Annotated in this window: 17 protein-coding genes; 9 read left to right on the top strand and 8 right to left on the bottom strand. The window is 63.6% G+C overall.

All coding sequences use genetic code 11. The annotated features are described in order from the left end of the window. Window positions 1-108: 108 nt before the first annotated feature. A complete protein-coding gene (locus AC0L3K_RS24450) occupies window positions 109-651 on the bottom strand; it encodes a CDP-alcohol phosphatidyltransferase family protein (RefSeq protein WP_027517558.1) in 543 nt (180 codons plus the stop codon). A gap of 155 nt (window positions 652-806) precedes the next feature. Between AC0L3K_RS24450 and purM the strand changes: the two genes are divergently transcribed. Further along, window positions 807-1,880 carry a phosphoribosylformylglycinamidine cyclo-ligase gene (gene purM, locus AC0L3K_RS24445; protein WP_007591942.1) on the top strand — a complete coding sequence of 358 codons (1,074 nt, stop codon included), beginning with the start codon at window positions 807-809 and terminating at the stop codon, window positions 1,878-1,880. Then, window positions 1,880-2,533, top strand: a complete 654-nt coding sequence (purN, locus tag AC0L3K_RS24440; RefSeq protein WP_219683175.1) for a phosphoribosylglycinamide formyltransferase — start codon at window positions 1,880-1,882, stop codon at window positions 2,531-2,533. Before purM ends, purN begins: the two co-directional genes overlap by 1 nt. 95 nt (window positions 2,534-2,628) lie before the next feature. On the opposite strand, the gene AC0L3K_RS24435 is transcribed toward purN, so the two are convergent. Further along, window positions 2,629-2,835 (bottom strand): cold-shock protein, encoded by a 207-nt coding sequence (locus AC0L3K_RS24435; protein ID WP_007591938.1) that lies wholly within the window; start codon window positions 2,833-2,835, stop codon window positions 2,629-2,631. A gap of 378 nt (window positions 2,836-3,213) precedes the next feature. Here AC0L3K_RS24435 and AC0L3K_RS24430 point away from each other — a divergent pair, with 378 nt between their 5' ends. Next, entirely contained in the window at window positions 3,214-4,398 is a 1,185-nt protein-coding gene (locus AC0L3K_RS24430) for an autotransporter outer membrane beta-barrel domain-containing protein (RefSeq protein WP_473367041.1), read from the top strand. Between the two features lie 79 nt (window positions 4,399-4,477). On the opposite strand, the gene AC0L3K_RS24425 is transcribed toward AC0L3K_RS24430, so the two are convergent. Further along, on the bottom strand, window positions 4,478-5,518 hold the full coding sequence (locus tag AC0L3K_RS24425; protein ID WP_219683173.1) for a LysR family transcriptional regulator: 1,041 nt from the start codon (window positions 5,516-5,518) through the stop codon (window positions 4,478-4,480). Between the two features lie 71 nt (window positions 5,519-5,589). On the opposite strand from AC0L3K_RS24425, the gene AC0L3K_RS24420 reads away from it, so the two are divergent. The 5 genes from AC0L3K_RS24420 (at window position 5,590) to AC0L3K_RS24400 (ending at window position 9,145) form a co-directional block, all read left to right on the top strand. Then, entirely contained in the window at window positions 5,590-6,207 is a 618-nt protein-coding gene (locus AC0L3K_RS24420) for a hypothetical protein (protein ID WP_473367040.1), read from the top strand. Next, the gene (locus AC0L3K_RS24415) at window positions 6,194-6,814 is read left to right on the top strand and encodes a GNAT family N-acetyltransferase (RefSeq protein ID WP_007591919.1); all 621 of its coding nucleotides are present in this window, start codon (window positions 6,194-6,196) and stop codon (window positions 6,812-6,814) included. Before AC0L3K_RS24420 ends, AC0L3K_RS24415 begins: the two co-directional genes overlap by 14 nt. A gap of 25 nt (window positions 6,815-6,839) precedes the next feature. Beyond that, window positions 6,840-7,403 (top strand): isochorismatase family protein, encoded by a 564-nt coding sequence (locus AC0L3K_RS24410; RefSeq protein WP_219683171.1) that lies wholly within the window; start codon window positions 6,840-6,842, stop codon window positions 7,401-7,403. 30 nt (window positions 7,404-7,433) lie between these two features. Next, window positions 7,434-7,604 carry a hypothetical protein gene (locus tag AC0L3K_RS24405; protein ID WP_007591915.1) on the top strand — a complete coding sequence of 57 codons (171 nt, stop codon included), beginning with the start codon at window positions 7,434-7,436 and terminating at the stop codon, window positions 7,602-7,604. A 158-nt stretch (window positions 7,605-7,762) separates the two neighbouring features. Continuing rightward, the gene (locus AC0L3K_RS24400) at window positions 7,763-9,145 is read left to right on the top strand and encodes an aspartate aminotransferase family protein (protein WP_473367039.1); all 1,383 of its coding nucleotides are present in this window, start codon (window positions 7,763-7,765) and stop codon (window positions 9,143-9,145) included. 187 nt (window positions 9,146-9,332) lie between these two features. Here the strand turns inward: AC0L3K_RS24400 and rnd are convergent, their stop codons facing one another. Together rnd and AC0L3K_RS24390 are read right to left on the bottom strand one after the other, a co-directional pair. Then, complete coding sequence (gene rnd, locus AC0L3K_RS24395) at window positions 9,333-10,484, bottom strand: ribonuclease D (protein ID WP_007591909.1); 1,152 nt, start codon at window positions 10,482-10,484, stop codon at window positions 9,333-9,335. A gap of 373 nt (window positions 10,485-10,857) precedes the next feature. Next, window positions 10,858-11,757, bottom strand: a complete 900-nt coding sequence (locus AC0L3K_RS24390; RefSeq protein WP_219683170.1) for a LysR family transcriptional regulator — start codon at window positions 11,755-11,757, stop codon at window positions 10,858-10,860. 103 nt (window positions 11,758-11,860) lie between these two features. On the opposite strand from AC0L3K_RS24390, the gene AC0L3K_RS24385 reads away from it, so the two are divergent. After that, window positions 11,861-12,859 carry a zinc-dependent alcohol dehydrogenase family protein gene (locus AC0L3K_RS24385; protein WP_219683169.1) on the top strand — a complete coding sequence of 333 codons (999 nt, stop codon included), beginning with the start codon at window positions 11,861-11,863 and terminating at the stop codon, window positions 12,857-12,859. Window positions 12,860-12,960: 101 nt separating this feature from the next. On the opposite strand, the gene AC0L3K_RS24380 is transcribed toward AC0L3K_RS24385, so the two are convergent. The 3 genes from AC0L3K_RS24380 to AC0L3K_RS24370 are packed head-to-tail and all read right to left on the bottom strand — an operon-like array spanning window position 12,961 to window position 16,120. After that, window positions 12,961-14,292, bottom strand: coding sequence for an ABC transporter substrate-binding protein (locus tag AC0L3K_RS24380; RefSeq protein WP_473367038.1), 1,332 nt, complete (start codon window positions 14,290-14,292; stop codon window positions 12,961-12,963). An 11-nt stretch (window positions 14,293-14,303) separates the two neighbouring features. Next, on the bottom strand, window positions 14,304-15,173 hold the full coding sequence (locus tag AC0L3K_RS24375) for a carbohydrate ABC transporter permease (protein WP_473367037.1): 870 nt from the start codon (window positions 15,171-15,173) through the stop codon (window positions 14,304-14,306). Further along, complete coding sequence (locus tag AC0L3K_RS24370; RefSeq protein ID WP_035992818.1) at window positions 15,170-16,120, bottom strand: carbohydrate ABC transporter permease; 951 nt, start codon at window positions 16,118-16,120, stop codon at window positions 15,170-15,172. The genes AC0L3K_RS24375 and AC0L3K_RS24370 overlap by 4 nt, the downstream gene beginning before the upstream one ends. Between the last annotated feature and the right edge of the window lies 1 nt (window position 16,121).

The following is a 16,121-nucleotide window of genomic DNA, read 5'->3' as shown; positions in this document are numbered from 1 at the left end:
TGCTCCGTGCCGGCATATGCCGGCTTGGTTTGAAGAGATGCGACTTAATCGAACGGGAGTTGGCCTTTGCGGGGCCGCTTCCCAACTCATTTGGCCTCGATCGTGCTGCTACTTGGCCTCGATCGTGCTCATGTGCCGCAACCACTCGACGAGATAGAGCGACACGGAGGAGAGCGTGAAGATCGTGACGAGGCCCATCAGGATTATATCATAAGGACCGGCTTTGAAGCCGAAGGCGAGGGCGGCCAGTACCAGCGCTGCGAACGCCACCTGGGCCACAGTGTTGAGCTTGGATACCTTCGAGGGCTTCATCTCCACAGGGCGGTCGAACAGCCACGATATGATCACGGCGGCGACGATCATGATGTCGCGCGAGACCACCAGGATGACGATCCAGCGCGGAATCGCGCCCCAGATGCCCAAGGCCATGTAGATCGAGACCAGCAGCGCCTTGTCGGCGAGCGGGTCGAGCAAGGCGCCGAGCTCGCTCGTCATGTTGAAGCGCTTGGCAAGGAAGCCGTCGACCGCGTCGCTGATACCGGCGATCAGGAAGACGGCGAACGCCACCTCCATTTGGCTCGACACGATGGCCCAGACGATGATCGGGACCAGCATGATGCGGCCCAAAGTAATGATGTTCGGTATACTCACACGGCGCTTCCCGGCACCCGGCCTGACCTCGAATTCGGCCCTTTGCAGGCTGAACCGGTTGATATCTCTACATAGTATACGGCGGCGCGCCATGCGAGCCATTGCGCGTCCCCGGAATTCGACGTAACCAGCCGCAAACCCACTGGAAATCGGGCATGACCGACCGCAAAAACGGCCTCACTTACGCCGATTCAGGCGTCGATATCGATGCGGGCAACCGCTTGGTCGACCTGATCAAGCCGATGGTGCGCGCCACCGCACGGCCCGGCGCCGACGCCGAAATCGGGGGATTCGGCGGCCTATTCGATCTCAAGGCCGCCGGTTTCAAGGATCCCATCCTGGTGGCCGCGACCGATGGCGTCGGCACCAAGCTCAAGATCGCGATCGAGACCGGCCTGCATGGCGGGATCGGCATCGACCTCGTCGCCATGAGCGTCAACGACCTCGTGGTGCAGGGCGCCGAGCCGCTGTTCTTCCTGGACTATTTTGCCTGCGGCAAGCTCGATCCGGAGGCGACCGCGTCGATTGTCGCCGGCGTCGCCGAAGGCTGCCGCGAATCCGGCTGCGCCCTGATCGGCGGCGAGACGGCCGAGATGCCCGGCCTCTACAAGGACGGCGACTACGACCTCGGCGGCTTTGCCGTCGGCGCCGCCGAGCGGGGCACGCTCCTGCCGCGCAAGGACATCGCCGCCGGCGATGCCGTGATCGGGCTCGCTTCGTCGGGCGTGCACTCCAACGGTTTCTCGCTGGTGCGCAAGATCGTGGAACAATCCGGCCTCGGCTTCGGGGCGCAGGCGCCGTTTGCGCCCGTCATGACGCTCGGCGGCGCGTTGCTGACGCCGACGCGTCTCTACGTCAAATCCTGCCTGCGCGCGATCCGCGAGACCGGCGCGGTGAAGGGGCTTGCCCACATCACCGGAGGCGGCTTCACCGACAACATTCCGCGCGTACTGCCGAAGCATCTCGGCGTCGGTATCGATCTGGCGCGCCTGCCAGTGCTGCCGGTGTTCAAATGGCTGGCCGCGCAGGCCGGCATCGCCGAGCTCGAAATGTTGCGGACCTTCAATTGCGGGATCGGCATGATCGCAATCGTCGAGCCGGACAAGGTCGAAGAGGTCGTCGAGGTCTTCGCCGATGCCGGTGAGACCGTGGCACAGCTCGGCACTGTGATCCCGGCTGAGGGCGAGCACCGCGTCGTCTATAACGGCCATCTCGATCTGGCGCTGTGATGAAACGCCGCGTCGCCATCCTGATTTCCGGCCGTGGCTCCAACATGGCTGCGCTGATCAAGGGCGCGGCCGCGCCGGATTTTCCGGCGGAGATTTCGCTCGTCATCTCGAACAAGGCCGATGCGCAGGGGTTGGAAAGGGCCAAAGCGAGCGGCGTGAAGACGCTGGTGATCGAAAGCAAGCCGTTCGGCAAGGACCGCGCCGGCTTCGAGAAGGTGCTGCAAGCAGCGCTCGATCAGCACGGCATCGAGCTGATTTGCCTCGGCGGCTTCATGCGCCTGTTCACGGCCGAATTCACCGAGGCCTGGTACGGGCGGATGCTCAACATCCATCCCTCGCTGCTGCCATCGTTCCCCGGTCTCGACCCGCACGGCCAGGCGTTGCGCGCCGGCGTCAAGCTGTCCGGAGCGACAGTGCACTTCGTGATCCCCGAGACCGACGCCGGTCCAATCGTGATGCAGGGCGCCGTTCCCGTCAGCGACCACGACACGGCGGACACGCTGTCGGAGCGTATCCTCGAAGTCGAGCACCGCATCTATCCCGCAGCACTGAGCCTGCTCGCGACGGGCAAGGTCCGGATCGAGGGCGATGTGTGCAAGACCGCGGGCAGCGGGCCGTCGGAGAACTTTCTGGTTGCGCCGTTGGTGCGGTGAAGCGCCGTCGCACTCGGAATACTTTCATCCCAAACAAAAACCCCCGGCAGAGCCGGGGGCAACGTCATGATCTCTTGCGCAGACCGCGAGAGCAATCAGGAAACCTTGAGGTTCTCCGCGGATGCCTTGCCGCGGTTCTCCACGAGGTCGTATTCAACCACCTGATTTTCATTGAGGGTCGAGAGTCCGGCGCGCTCGACGGCGGAGATGTGGACGAAGACGTCCTTGTCACTGCCGTTCGGCTTGATGAACCCATAGCCCTTGGTCGGGTTGAACCATTTGACGGTGCCCTTTTGCGGCATCCTCAGTCTCCTCCGCTAGATACAAAAACGACGCGGCCGCTTTTCGCGTGCCACGCCACAAACGGGCCTCCGGTAGTCTGTTCGAGTCTTGAGTTTCAATGTCGCGAAACGCACAGTCGAGCGGCCAATTCCGATTGTGTCCGATATTGCAACATGAAAATCGCCCGTTAGCAAGCCGCGCGCGAATTTCAAGAGCCCGACCGGAGTGCCCGTCCGCAATTTGCGACCTGTGGCCGCGGAACCACAATCGGAAGCAATGCCTTTGCCCGGACGCGCCAGCCGGTTGACCCTCAGTAACAGTTCGGCACAAATCGCGGCACGCGTGCGCCGCTCCTGTTGCATTTTTGCGCGCCGCCCTTTGCTTCGGGATTTGTCGCCATGTGCTGCACGTCGCAGCCCTCAGAGACACGGCAGGCGATCAGGCTGAACCGCGTCCGTTGGATCGCGGCTGCCGTGGCGTTTGCGCTCATCATGCTACTGTCGACGACATCAGGCTTTGCGCAAAGTCCGACGCCTACGCCTACGCCTACGCCGACCCCGACGCCCACGCCGTCACCGACGCCGATTCCGATTCCGATTCCGATTCCGATTCCGATTCCGACGGTGACCAATTACGACCAGTCGGCCGGCAACAGCGCGCTCAATCTCGGCTCGAATTTCCTGGAGCGGCTCGGCAGCCAGGCTTCTGGCGGCGTCAACCGGGCGTTCCGGACCAATCCCGGCGGCGGCGGCGCATCGGCGGGCGCGGAAGATCCGCGCTACCGCACCTGGTTCGAGGGTTACGGCATCTCGGTCCGGACGGATGCACAAGGAGACTTTGTCGGCGACAAGCGGAAGACGTTTGGCGGTGTCGCAGGCCTTGGCGCGCGGCTCGCGCCGGGTGTCAATCTCGGCTTCTCCGTCGACCAGAGCCACACCGACATCGATGTGCCGCTCGCACTTCAGTCCGCCACGCTGGACCTGACGCAACTCGGCTTCAGCGGCTCCGTCGACAAGGGCCCCTGGACCTGGGCGTTCGCGGTGGTGCACGGCTTCGGCAAGGTCCGCTCCAGCCGGGACACCGGCCTGGGACTTGCGACCGCGGGTTATCGCGCCGCAGTCGACGGCGCGCTGACCGAGATCAGCTATTACTGGACCAAGGATCAGATGCGGATCGTGCCCAAGGGTGCACTGGAATATGTCCGCGCCACCAGCGTCGCGTTCCAGGAGGTTGGCGGCCTCGATCCACTCAATGTCGGCTCGACGGCGCTCTCGCGCGCGCGCGTCATGATCGGAGCCGAGATCGGGCGCTACTTCATCTTCGACCAGAAGATCCTGGACCTGTCCGCCTACGGCAAGTTCGTCGACAATTTCCATCAGAACCTGGGATCGGTGCAAGTCAGCCTCGGGAGTCAGAGCATCGTCGTGCCCGGCATCGGCGAGAGCCGTTACGGCACGGATGCCGGCGCCTCGGCCTCGCTCAGCCTGACCAACACGGCGCGGCTCTACGTCAATTACGACGGCAAGTTCCGCAAGGAGCTGACGTCGCACCAGGGCGCGGTCGGCTTCGAACATCGGTGGTGAGGCGAAGCCTGCCCGCGTCGGCCCAGAGGAGGATCCGGAAAACTGCGAAGCGGTTTCCCGAAAAGATCATGCTCAAGCTTTAAGTCGGCATTGCCGCGACATAGCCCGTCAATCCAAAACCCTCGCGCGCGACCGTCATCATCGGCGCCAGCGCGTTCGGGTGGATGAACTCGTCGCGGAAACAGGGGTGGGCCTTGGGATCGAAGATTTTCTTTAGCCAATCGACCACGATCTTGTGGCGCTCGGAGGCGCGGAACTCCTTGTGATAGGTAAGCCAGAGATCGGCGTGGTGGCTGACGCCGAGATCGACGGCGACGAGCGGGGCGCCGAGCGCGATCGAGACCGTCGGCAGGAATCCGATGCCGGCGCCGCGCTCCACCGCGTAGAGCACGCCGACCGAGGAATTGGTCTTGATCCCGACGATGCCCTCGAGCGACTTAAGTCCGAGCACGCGGGCATAAGCGCCGTCGTCGACCTGCGGAGCGCTCTGCTTGATGATGCGGTGGTTCTTCAGCTCGGCCAGGCTCGCCGGCACGCCGTAGAGGTTTTCGTACTCTTTGGACACGAAGGGATAGATGTGCAGCCGGCCGAGCTTGGCGACGATCAGATCGGGATTGGTCGGCGGCTCGAGCTGGATCGCAATATCGGATTCGAGCCGCGCGACGTCGGCCTGTTCCATCGCGCAGCGCAGGTCGACGGTGATCTTGCGATAGGTCTTCTGGAAGTCGATCAGTCGCGGCAGGATCCAGAAATTGCCGGGACCTTCGGTCACCGCGACCCGCACGGTGCCTGACATGTCGTTCGACGATCGCGAGGCTCGCCGGAACACGTTGAAGGCATGACGCTCCATATGCGCCACGTCGGCGATCATCGCGCTGCCTTCGTCGCTGAGCGTGAGCCCGCTCTGGTCGCGCAGGAACAGCTTGCAGTCGATGCTCTCTTCGAGCCGGTCGATCCTGCGCATCAAGGTGGTGGAGGTGAGCCCGAGCTCCTCGGCGGCGTTGCGGAAACTTTTATATTTTGCGCAAGCTAAAAACAGTTTCAAATCGTCCCAGGACATGTCCAGGGCTTCTTCACGGTGCTGCATTATCGCAGCACCCCGGTGCAATAACTGCTGCATACGCCTGATCCCCAGCCGCTAAGCTCTTGGTCATAGCGGGGCACGAAGGCCGCGAACGATAGAGGGGTGACATGGGTATGGAAAGGGGCACGTTTGCCGCAAGGCATGATTTCGACGCGCTGCCGCTCAGTCCGGATGTCGACGTCCGTCGTGCCCAATTTTCCGAAATCGCCGCGCTTTCGCAGCTGGCGCACCGGCTGGTGCCGGGCGTTCGGATCGGGGCGACTGAGCTTGCAAAATATTTCGCCTTCGATCCCGAGAGCATCCTGACTTTCAGCCGGAAGGGCAAGCTCGTCGGCGGCATGGCCTTCCTGTTTCTCAACGATCGCGGGCATGATGCGCTGCTGCTCGACGAGATCTGCCTCACCGCGCCCGAGACGTGCCATCTCGCGTCCGCGAAGGAAGACGTTTCCGCCATCTACATCTGGGCGATCGCGGCGACGGGGCGTGGCGTCGCCGGTCTCGGCAAGGCCGCGGCTCATCTTAGACAGCTAAGGTTTCGCAACGCGGATTGCTATGCGCAGCCGTCAACCGTGGCCGGACGCGATATCATGAAGGCGACAGGCTTCGAGCCTGTTCCAAGCTTCCAACCCGACCTCTGGTGCTACGAGCGGCCCTGGCATCGGCAGCCGATGCGCATGCCGGGCGCGATCATCCAAGCAAGGAGTTTTGCAGATGCACGGTACTAGGATTCCTCTCGCGAAGCCCGATTCCCGCGCCATCACCATTCGCCTCGCACGCGATCTCAGCGATCTCATGCTGGTCACCTCGATCCGCTCAGCCGTCTATCTCGCCGAGCAGGATTGCCCGTTCGACGAGGAGTTCGACGGGAACGACATGGTCGCCGCGCATTTCATCGGCTATGTCGGCAACGAGCCTGCGGGCTGTCTACGGGTGCGGTTCTTCGGCGATTTCGCCAAGGTGGAACGGCTTGCGGTGCGGCACCAATATCGGCGCTCGCGGGTCTCATTCAAGCTGGTACAGGCGAGCGTCGACTATGTGAAGCGCAAGGGCTTTCGCAAGATCTACGGCCAGGCGCAGGACCGGCTGGTCGATTTCTGGGCTCATTTCGGGGCCAAGCCGCTCGGTCACAATCGCAAGATCACCTTTTCCGACTTCTCCTACACGGAAATGCTGCTGGAGATCGAACCGGGCCCGGATGCCATTACGCTGGACAGCGATCCGTACGTGATCATCCGCCCCGAGGGCGATTGGGACCGGCCGGGCGTGCTCGACGCCTCGGCAGGACGGGCCGTGACGTCGCCGCTGCGGGACGTCGCGCTCGCTGGCCGTTGAAACTGCTGCAGCTGCGCGCAAACCCATGCTGGTTTCCGTCACAGACGATCCGCCGATCCTGGTCTGCGCGGATCTCCAGGTCGAATATCTGACCCCCGGACGTCGCCACGTCATCCTCGACGGCGATGCCGCCACGGCGCGCTGCGTGGAACTGCTGACGCTGTGGCGCGACAATCTCTGGCCGGTGATGCATCTGAAGCGCATCGCGCAGGCGGCCTGGTTCAATCCGGCATCCAGGCTGACCGATTGGATCGCGGAGGCGAAGCCGCGGCCGGGAGAAATGACGTTCGAGCACCCGCTGCCGTCAGCCTACAGTTCGTCGCGGCTTGTGGACTACATGTCCAATATCCGCAATGTCCGTTGCGTGCTCGCTGGCTTTTCCCTCGACGAAACTGTCTTGGCCACCGCTATCGACGGGTTTCACCGCAGCCATCGCTTCCAGGTGGTGGCCGACGCGGTGGCCTGCCGGCAGCCGGGGACAGGCGATGCTGCCGCCTATAAGCATGCAGTAGTGAATGTGATCGGGAATTTTGCTACAATCCAGTCCAGCGCCGAGCTGATCAGAACCAGCGGCGCCGTTGCGGTGTAGGCGGCCGCGATCGACGGATGGAGTGGGACATTGTCACGGGGAGATCAGCTCGAGGAGCTGGCAAGCGACCTGTCGCGTGCCGCCGAGGCGGCGCGCCGTCTTGGTCTGCCCACGACGGTGTATCTGCTCTCGATGGCGCTGGTGGAGGTGCGGGAGGCCGCTGCGGCCGATGGCGATGGGAATGACGACGGCGCGGCGTGACAGCTGCCCGATGTGCGGCTTTGTGCAACGCTGGTGAGCGCTTGCTGCCGACGAATTGACGTTGCAAGTTTTGCGCGGTGGCAATAGCCAAGGAGCTGGATCATCGAGTGATGACGCTGGCCGCGCCGGCGACGTGACGCTTTCAAGGATGCCCGCAAATGTCCATGTTGCCCAATTCGCAAGAGGCCCGGGATGTGGCCTATCAGCTCCATCCCTACACCAACGCGCGCGCCCATCAGCAGGCCGGTCCCCTGGTGATCGAGCGCGGCGAGGGCCCCTACGTGTTCGATGCGTCGGGCAAGCGCTATTTCGAGGCGATGGCAGGCCTGTGGAGCGTCGGGCTCGGCTTCAACGAGAAGCGGCTGGTCGACGCCGCGCACAAGCAGATGCTGGCGCTGCCATTCTATCATACCTTCTCCGCCAAATCGCACGGGCCCTCGATCGATCTCGCCGAGAAGCTGGTCGCACTTGCGCCTGTGCCGATGAGCAAGGTGTTCTTCACCAACTCCGGCTCGGAGGCCAACGACACCGTTCTGAAGTTGATTGCCTATCGCTCCAATGCGCTCGGCCAGCCACAGCGCAAGAAGGTGATCAGCCGGATGCGCGCCTATCACGGCGTCACCATTGCGTCCGCCAGCCTCACCGGCCTGCCGAACAACCACCGCTCTTTCGACTTGCCGCTCCCGAACATCCTGCACACGGGCTCGCCGCATTTCTACAAGGACGGCGCGCCCGGGGAGAGCGAGGAAGCCTTCGCGACGCGGCGAGCCGAGGAGCTCGATGCGTTGATTCAGAAGGAAGGCCCGGACACGATCGCGGCGTTCTTCGGCGAGCCGGTGATGGGCGCGGGCGGCGTCATCGTGCCGCCGGCGACCTATTGGGACAAGATCCAGAAGGTGCTGAACAAATACGACATCCTGTTGGTTGCCGACGAGGTCATCTGCGGCTTCGGCCGCACCGGCAAGATGTTCGGCTGCGAAACCTACGGCATCAAGCCCGACGCGATCGTGGTCTCCAAACAGATCACCTCGAGCTATTTCCCGCTGTCGGCCATCATGATGAACGATCGCATGTTCGAGCCGATCGCCGATGAGAGCAACAAGATCGGCGTGCTCGGCCACGGCTTCACCGCGGGCGGCCATCCGGTCGGCTCGGCGATTGCGCTGGAGAATTTGAAGATCATCGAGGAGCGGGGACTGGTTGCGCACGCCGCCGAGCTCGGTGGCTACATGCAAGGCAAGCTGCGTGAACTCACCAGTCATCCGCTGGTCGGCGAGGTCCGCGGTGTCGGCATGATCGCAGCGATCGAACTGGTGCTGGATAAGGCGCGCAGGACCGCGGCGGCAACGCCGGGCGCCGTCGGCGGCATGGCCAGCCGCATGCTGCAGGAGCGCGGCGTGATCTCGCGCAACATGCTCGACGCCATCGCTATCTGCCCGCCGCTGATCGTCACCAAAGCTCAGATCGACGAGCTGGTCGCGGCGATTTCAGGTGTGCTTGATGACATGAAGCCGGAAGTGGCGAAGCTGACGCCGGCGTAAGGGAAGCGTCAATGCAGGCGGAGCGTTCCGCCGCACCCACCCTGTTGTCCCGGCGAAGGCCGGGACCCATACCGCGAGGTCTCTCGATGGGGATGGTAGGAGCCCGAACGACGAGTCTTCGCCAAACTCTTCCCTGGGGTGATGGGTCCTGGCTTTCGCCAGGACGACGCTGGGGAGAGATGGCGGCCTATTCCGCCCGCTGAACCCCGATCACGCGGCCTTTCTCGACCGCCAGCGCCAGCTCGCCGCGCTTCAGTTTCAGTGCGGCCTCGCCGAACAGCTCGCGGCGCCAGCCGCGTAATGCCGGCACGTCGGCCTCGTCGTCGGCCGCGATCTCCTCGAGATCGTCGACGGTCGCAATCACCTTGCTGGCGACCGCATGGCGCTCCGCGGTCATGCGCAACAGCACCTTCAACAGCTCGACGATCGCGGCGCCATTGTTATTGTTGCGCGGCTTTTCCAGCTTCGGCAGCGTGGCGTGATCGCGCGCCAGGCCGCGCTCGACGGCGGCGACGATGTCGGCGCCCCATTTGGATTTCTCAAAACCCTTCGGCACCGAGCGCAGGTTCGCGAGCTTCTCGATCGTGTTTGGCGCGTGGGTCGCGATGTCGCTGACGGCCTCATCGCGCAGCACGCGGCCTCGCGGCACGTCGCGGCTTTGCGCCTCCTGCTCGCGCCAGGCGGCGACCTCCATCAGGACCGCGAGGTCCTTGGGCTTGCGCACCCGCGTCTTGAGCCGTTCCCAGGCGCGCTCGGGGTGGAAGTCGTAGGTCTTGGGCGAGGTCAGGACCTCCATCTCGATCGAGACCCATTCGCTGCGGCGGCGCTTCTTGAGGTCGGCATCGAGGGCTGCGAACACGTCGCGCAGATGCGTGACGTCGGACACGGCGTAGTGCATCTGCTCCTTGGTCAGCGGCCGGCGCGACCAGTCGGTGAAGCGGTGAGTCTTGTCCGGGCGGTGTCCGGTGACCTTCTCGACCAGCGCGTCGTAGGCGATGCTGTCGCCGTAGCCGAGCACCATGGCCGCGACCTGGGTGTCGAACACCGGATGCGGGATGATGCCCGCCTGATGCCAGATGATCTCGATGTCCTGCCGGGCGGCGTGGAACACCTTCAGCACGGCCTCATTGGCCATCAGCTCGAAGAACGGCTTGAGGTCGATGCCCGCCGCCAGGGTGTCGATGACGATCGCTTCCTCGGCGCTGGCCATCTGCACCACGCACAGCAGCGGGTAATAGGTGGTCTCGCGCAGGAACTCGGTATCGACGGTAATGACGGGGTGCTTGGCCAACCGGCTGCAGGCAGCCGCAAGGTCAGCGGTGGTGGTAATCAGATCCATGAACGGCCCATGACAAGTCCATCAGCCGTTCTGCCGAAAGCGCTGTGATGTCAAGGGGCTCGAAGCGAATTCGAGCCTTGCATTTGGGCCGGAATCGCATTTACCGACGAAAATCCTATTCGTAGCGGACCCGCCGGGAGGGTTTGCGCGTACAAGGCAGGGCCACCACGACCACGCACATGGCGACCAAGGCCAGTCCCAGGAACTCGAAAACCAACAGATCCACAGCAAAACCCCTCAGAAACATTGCTAAACTTGTCTGGGGCGAATTGAGGGTCTGTTAATTCTCGTGGTTACCGGCGGAAGGCCGGGCCGGATGGTGGACGCGGGGTTAACGGGCGCGCCATGCCGTGCAGCGTCGTGGCATCCGGCGTCAGGTCATGAGCTTCGGCAGGGCGGCCGCCAAGGCGTCCACGGCGGCGCGAACTTTCGGCGGCATCCGGGGCGAGCGGGGCCAGAGCGCATGGCAGTCGTAGAGGAATCCCGGCTGACCGCTCAACAGATTGATGAGTGTACCGGCGCGTAGGCGTTCGCGGACCAGCCAGTATGGCAGCCAGGCCAGTCCCATCCCCTGTGTCGCGGCATCCGCAATCGCATCGAGATCGTCGAACCTGAGCCTTCCCGCCGGCATGATTTCGCTCGGAGGCTGGCCCTTGCGGGGAAACAGCCACGGCCGGACGCGTCCGGAGCGGCGATAGATGATCGCCTGATGCTGGGCAAGATCGTCGAGCGATTTCGGCTTGCCGTTGGCGCGCAAATACGAGCGCGCGCCGCACACCACCATGCGCTGGCTTGCGATGCGCCGCGTCTTCAGGCCGGATTGATCGTGCAGATCGCCGGTCCGGATCGCAAGATCATAGCGGCCCTCGATGATGTCAGCGATCGGGTCGCCGAACGAGAGATCGAGCTCCAGATCGGGATATCGTCGCGCAAGCTTCATCAGCAAGGGGGCGATGCAGTGCCGGCCGAGCAGGGCGGGCATGGTCACGCGGAGCCGGCCACGCGGCTCGGACAATTCGTCGGAAGCGACGGCGTCGGCGGCCTCGGCTTCAGCGAGCACAGTGCGGCAGCGCTCGTAATAGGCTTGGCCCGTCTCGGTCAAGCTCTGGCGCCGTGTGGTGCGGTTGAGGAGGCGGACGCCCAGGCGCTCCTCGAGGAAACGAACGTGCTTGCCGACCATTGGCCCCGACATTTCGAGCGCATCGGCGGCGGCGGCGAACGAACCCACATCGACCGCCTTGACGAAGACGGCCATGCTGGTCAGGCGGTCCATGATTGCAAACTCCTGGTTTCGACTGTTCACCCCTCTGAACCCTTTATCCAGTGCCGCCCGGTTGCCATAGCTCCATTCAATTCAATTGTTTTGGAGTGTGTTCATGGCGCGCGTCGTTCGCTTCCACAGACATGGTGGCCCCGAGGTGCTGCGCATCGAGACCGTCGACGTCGCGCCGCCAGGGAGGCGCGAGGTGCAGATCAGGGTCAAGGCCCTTGGGCTCAATCGTGCGGAAGCGCTCTTGCGGAAGGGGACCTATATCGAGACCGCGACGTTTCCGTCCGGCCTTGGTCTCGAGGCCGCGGGCATCGTCGAGGCGATCGGCGAAGCCGTGAGCGGCTTTTTGCCGGGCGAGGCCGTCAGCATCGTGCCGCCCGTGTCGATGGTGCGATGGCCCGCTTATGGCGAGCTCATCACGTTTCCGGCGGAGTTCGTCGTGAAGCACCCGCCCGAGCTCGGCTTCGACGCGGCGGCCGCGGTATGGATGCAATATCTAACGGCGTTCGGCGCTCTGGTCGATATTGCTGGGCTAAAGCGAGGGGAGGCGGTGGTTATTACGGCGGCGTCGAGCAGTGTCGGGCTTGCAGCAATTCAGATCGCGAACCGGATCGGTGCGATCCCGATTGCAGTGACGCGAACCTCGATCAAGCGGCAGGCCTTGCGCGATGCTGGCGCCGCCGACGTCATCGCCTCGGTGGAAGAGGACATCCGGTCGCGCCTGGAGGACATCGTCGGCTCAAACGGCGTTCGCGTGGTGTTCGATGCGGTCGGCGGCCCCATATTTGAGCCGCTCACCGCCGCGATGTCGCCGGGTGGCGTTCTCATCGAATATGGCGGCCTGAGCCCCGAGCCGACGCCATTTCCGCTTTTCAGCGTCCTGACCAAAAGCCTGACGCTACGCGGCTATCTCGTGCACGAGATCATCCGCGATCCCCCGCGGCTTGCTAAGGCGAAGACCTTCATCCTCGACGGGCTGCGGGACGGTGCATTGCAGCCGATCATCGCCAAAACGTTTCAGTTTGAGGAGATCGTCGAAGCGCATCGCTATCTGGAGTCAAACGAGCAGTTCGGCAAGATCGTGGTAACGATTGGAGGACCGTAGGGTGGGTTAGCCGAAGGCGTAACCCACCACTTTTCTCACACGCGGAACTGCCTTGGTGGATTACGCCTTCGGCTAATCCACCCTACGAAGCTTCGAGGCCCTTACGGCAGCTTCAGCGACGTCTCCGCATTGTACGGCTTCAGCGTCTCGTCGGCGGCCTTCTGGGCGGCGACGAGCGCCTCCTTCGGCTGCTTCTTGCCGTTGAGGACGAGCATGACCTCGTCCTCCAGCGTCTTGCGCACGGGTACGGTCTTGTAGGTCGCAAACCACGGTTTTGCGACCTCGAGCTGCTCGCCGGCGGTCTTGGCGTCCGGGTTCTTGTTCAAGAATTCGACCATGTCGGGCGTCTTGTAGGCGGCCATGTTGGGGGCGAAATATCCGGTGGCGCGGCTCCACCAGCCGCTCTTCTCGGGCGAGGTCATCCACTTGATCAGCGTCCATGCGGCCTTCTGCTTGTCGGCTTCCTGGCCCGCCGGAACGATCAGCGAGGCGCCGCCGATCGGCACGGCGTTGCGGACGTTGCGCGGGATGAAGGCGACTTTGTAGGCGAACTTGGCGTTGTCACGCACATAGGTCAGCGAGCCCGTCGAGAGCATCATCATCGCGGCATTGCCGGAAATGAAGGAGGTGCTGACGGCCGGGCCAGGCGTCGCGCCGGGCGGGTGAACCTTGTGCTTGGTGACGAGGTCGTTCCACCAGGTCAGCGCGCCCAGCATCGAGGGCGTGTCGTAGTAGACCTCGCCGCCGAACTCCTCGTTGTAGTAGCGCCCGCCATTGGTCATGGTGAGCGTTTCCATCATCCAGCCGCAATAATCGTAGGCGCAGGGGATCGCGATGCCCCATTGGGTCACCTTGTCACCCTCGCGCTTGGTGAGCTTCTTGGCCCAGTCGGTCAATTCAGCCCAGGTCTGCGGCGGCTTGCTCGGATCGAGGCCCGCTTCCTTGGCCTTGTCGGCGTTGATGTAGAGCAGCGGCGTCGAGTTATGGAATGGCACGCCGTAGACTGAGCGGTTGATCACCGCGTTGCCCTGCAGCGCCGGAAAGAACTGGCCCAGAAACTGCTCCTTGGTGGTGCCGTCGGCGGCGATCAAGGGATCGAGGTTGGTGAGCTCGTTCTCGATCTGCATATCGAGCAGGAAGTTCGCCGACATGATCACGGCAGCCGGCGGCTTGCCGGCCTTGATCGAGGCGCGCGTCTTGATCAGCGTGTCGTCATAAGAGCCGGTGTAGACGGCTGTCGCCTTGATCGCGGGATGGGTCTCGTTGAACTCCTTGATCAAGGTGCCCATGTCGCGGGCGAGCTTGCCGTCGACGGGGACGGGGAAGAACAGGTCGATCTCGGTCGGGCCTTCGGCCAGCGCCGGGAAGGTGAGGGCGCTTGCCAAAGTGCCTGCAATGGCAAGGCCAAGCATGATCCTGCGGGAAAACAGCATCGAGAAATCTCCTATTTGATGCGTGAGGTGACGAAAGAGCTGATGAAGCGTTTCTGGAAGATCAGGAAGGTGATGAGCAGCGGTGCGATCACCATCAGCGTGCCGGCGGCGATGGTGCCCCAGGCCTGCGTGCCTTCCGCGGTCGCGGTGAACACCGAGAGTCCCACCGTGAGCGGCCGCTTGTCCGGCGAGTTGATCACCATCAGAGGCCACAGGAAGTCGTTCCAGTGGCTGGTCACGGAGATGATGGCGAAGGCCGAGAAGCTCGGCATCGACAGTGGCACGTAGATGTGGCGGATGCGCTGGAGCAGGCTGGCGCCGTCGATCAGGGCAGCGTCTTCCAGCTCGGTCGGGATAGCCTCAAACGCTTGCCGCATCAGGAAGGTGCCGAAGGCGGAAGCGAAGAACGGCATCATCACGCCGGTGAGCGTGTCGTAGAGGCCGAGCTGCGCCACCAGGCTCAAATTGGGCACGATCAGCAGCACCGGCACCAGCATCAGCTGCATCAGGAACAGATAGAAGATCAGCGATTTTCCGGCGAAGTCGAGCCGGGCAAAGGCAAAGCCCGCCAGCGTGATCGTGACGACCTGCACCAACAGGATGCCGGTGCAGATCATGATAGTGTTGAGGGTGTAGCGCGGGAAATCGCCGATCTCCCAGGCGTCCCTGATATTGTCGAGCGTCGGCTTCAGGCTCGGCATCAACTCGGCCATCAGATTGATGCCGTCGGATGCCGGGCGCAGCGTCGCCACGCCCATCCACAGGAACGGGATCAGCCAGACGACCGCGAGCAGCACGGTCAGCGCAAAGCCGAGCTTTGGCGTGATCTCGCGGCGGGTGGCGAGCGGGGCGTCCTTGAAGAGCTTACCGATCAGCTTCATGCCCCGCCCTCGCGGTTCGCCATGGTCCGGAAGGAGAGCGCGGTGAGGCCCATCAGCGCCGCAAGCGTCAGCAGTGTCGCTGCCGAGGCCTTGCCGATGTCGTAGTGCTCGACCGCCTGCTGGTAGATGTAGAACAGCACGAGATTGGTCGCGTTGGACGGCCCGCCTTTGGTCATGACGAAGACGTGGTCGACCTGCGTGACCGCGTTGAGTGTGGCGATGACCGTGACGAACAGGAAGGTGGGCTTGAGCTCGGGCAGGATGATGTGGCGCAGCCGCTGGTACGGCCCTGCGCCGTCCAGATGGGCGGCTTCCATGACATCTTCCGGCACCGCCTGGAGGCCGGCCAGGAAGAACAGCATGTAATAGCCGGCGTTCTTCCAGATCGTGATGACCATGATGGCATAGAGCGCGATGTCGGAATCGCCGAGCCAATTCGGCAGCACCGGCAGGAAACGGCCGATGTAATAGTCGAGCAGTCCGACATTGGGCAGAAAGATGAACAGGAACAGCGCGGAGGCCGCGACCATCGGGATCAGCACCGGCAGGAACAGCGCGGCGCGCAGTGCACTGGTCAACGCGTTGGTGCGCGACAGCGCCAGCGCGAACAGCAGCGCGAGGCCAATGCTCGGGATCGCCGTGCCGACGGCATAAACGAGATTGTTGACGACCGCGCCGGTGAAGGCGGGGTCAGCAAGCACCGCTGCGATGTTGTCGAGACCGACGAAACGAACCGGCGCCCTGGGCGTGGCGCGCTGATAGAGCGCGTCGACGAGGACGCGGCCCATCGCACCGTAGGTGAACAGCGCGAGGAAGACGAGCGAGGGCAGCAGCAGCAGATAGGCGGGCAGGGAGGTTTTGAAGCGGTGAGAAAACCGATTCAGGATATGCAGGCGCGGCGGCGCCGAGGCCGCGACCGGGAGAGCCGCGGGTTCTGCGAAGCTCATC

This window comes from Bradyrhizobium sp. MI1.10 (genome assembly GCF_055811035.1).
This window is presented reverse-complemented; position numbering and strand designations above follow the sequence as displayed.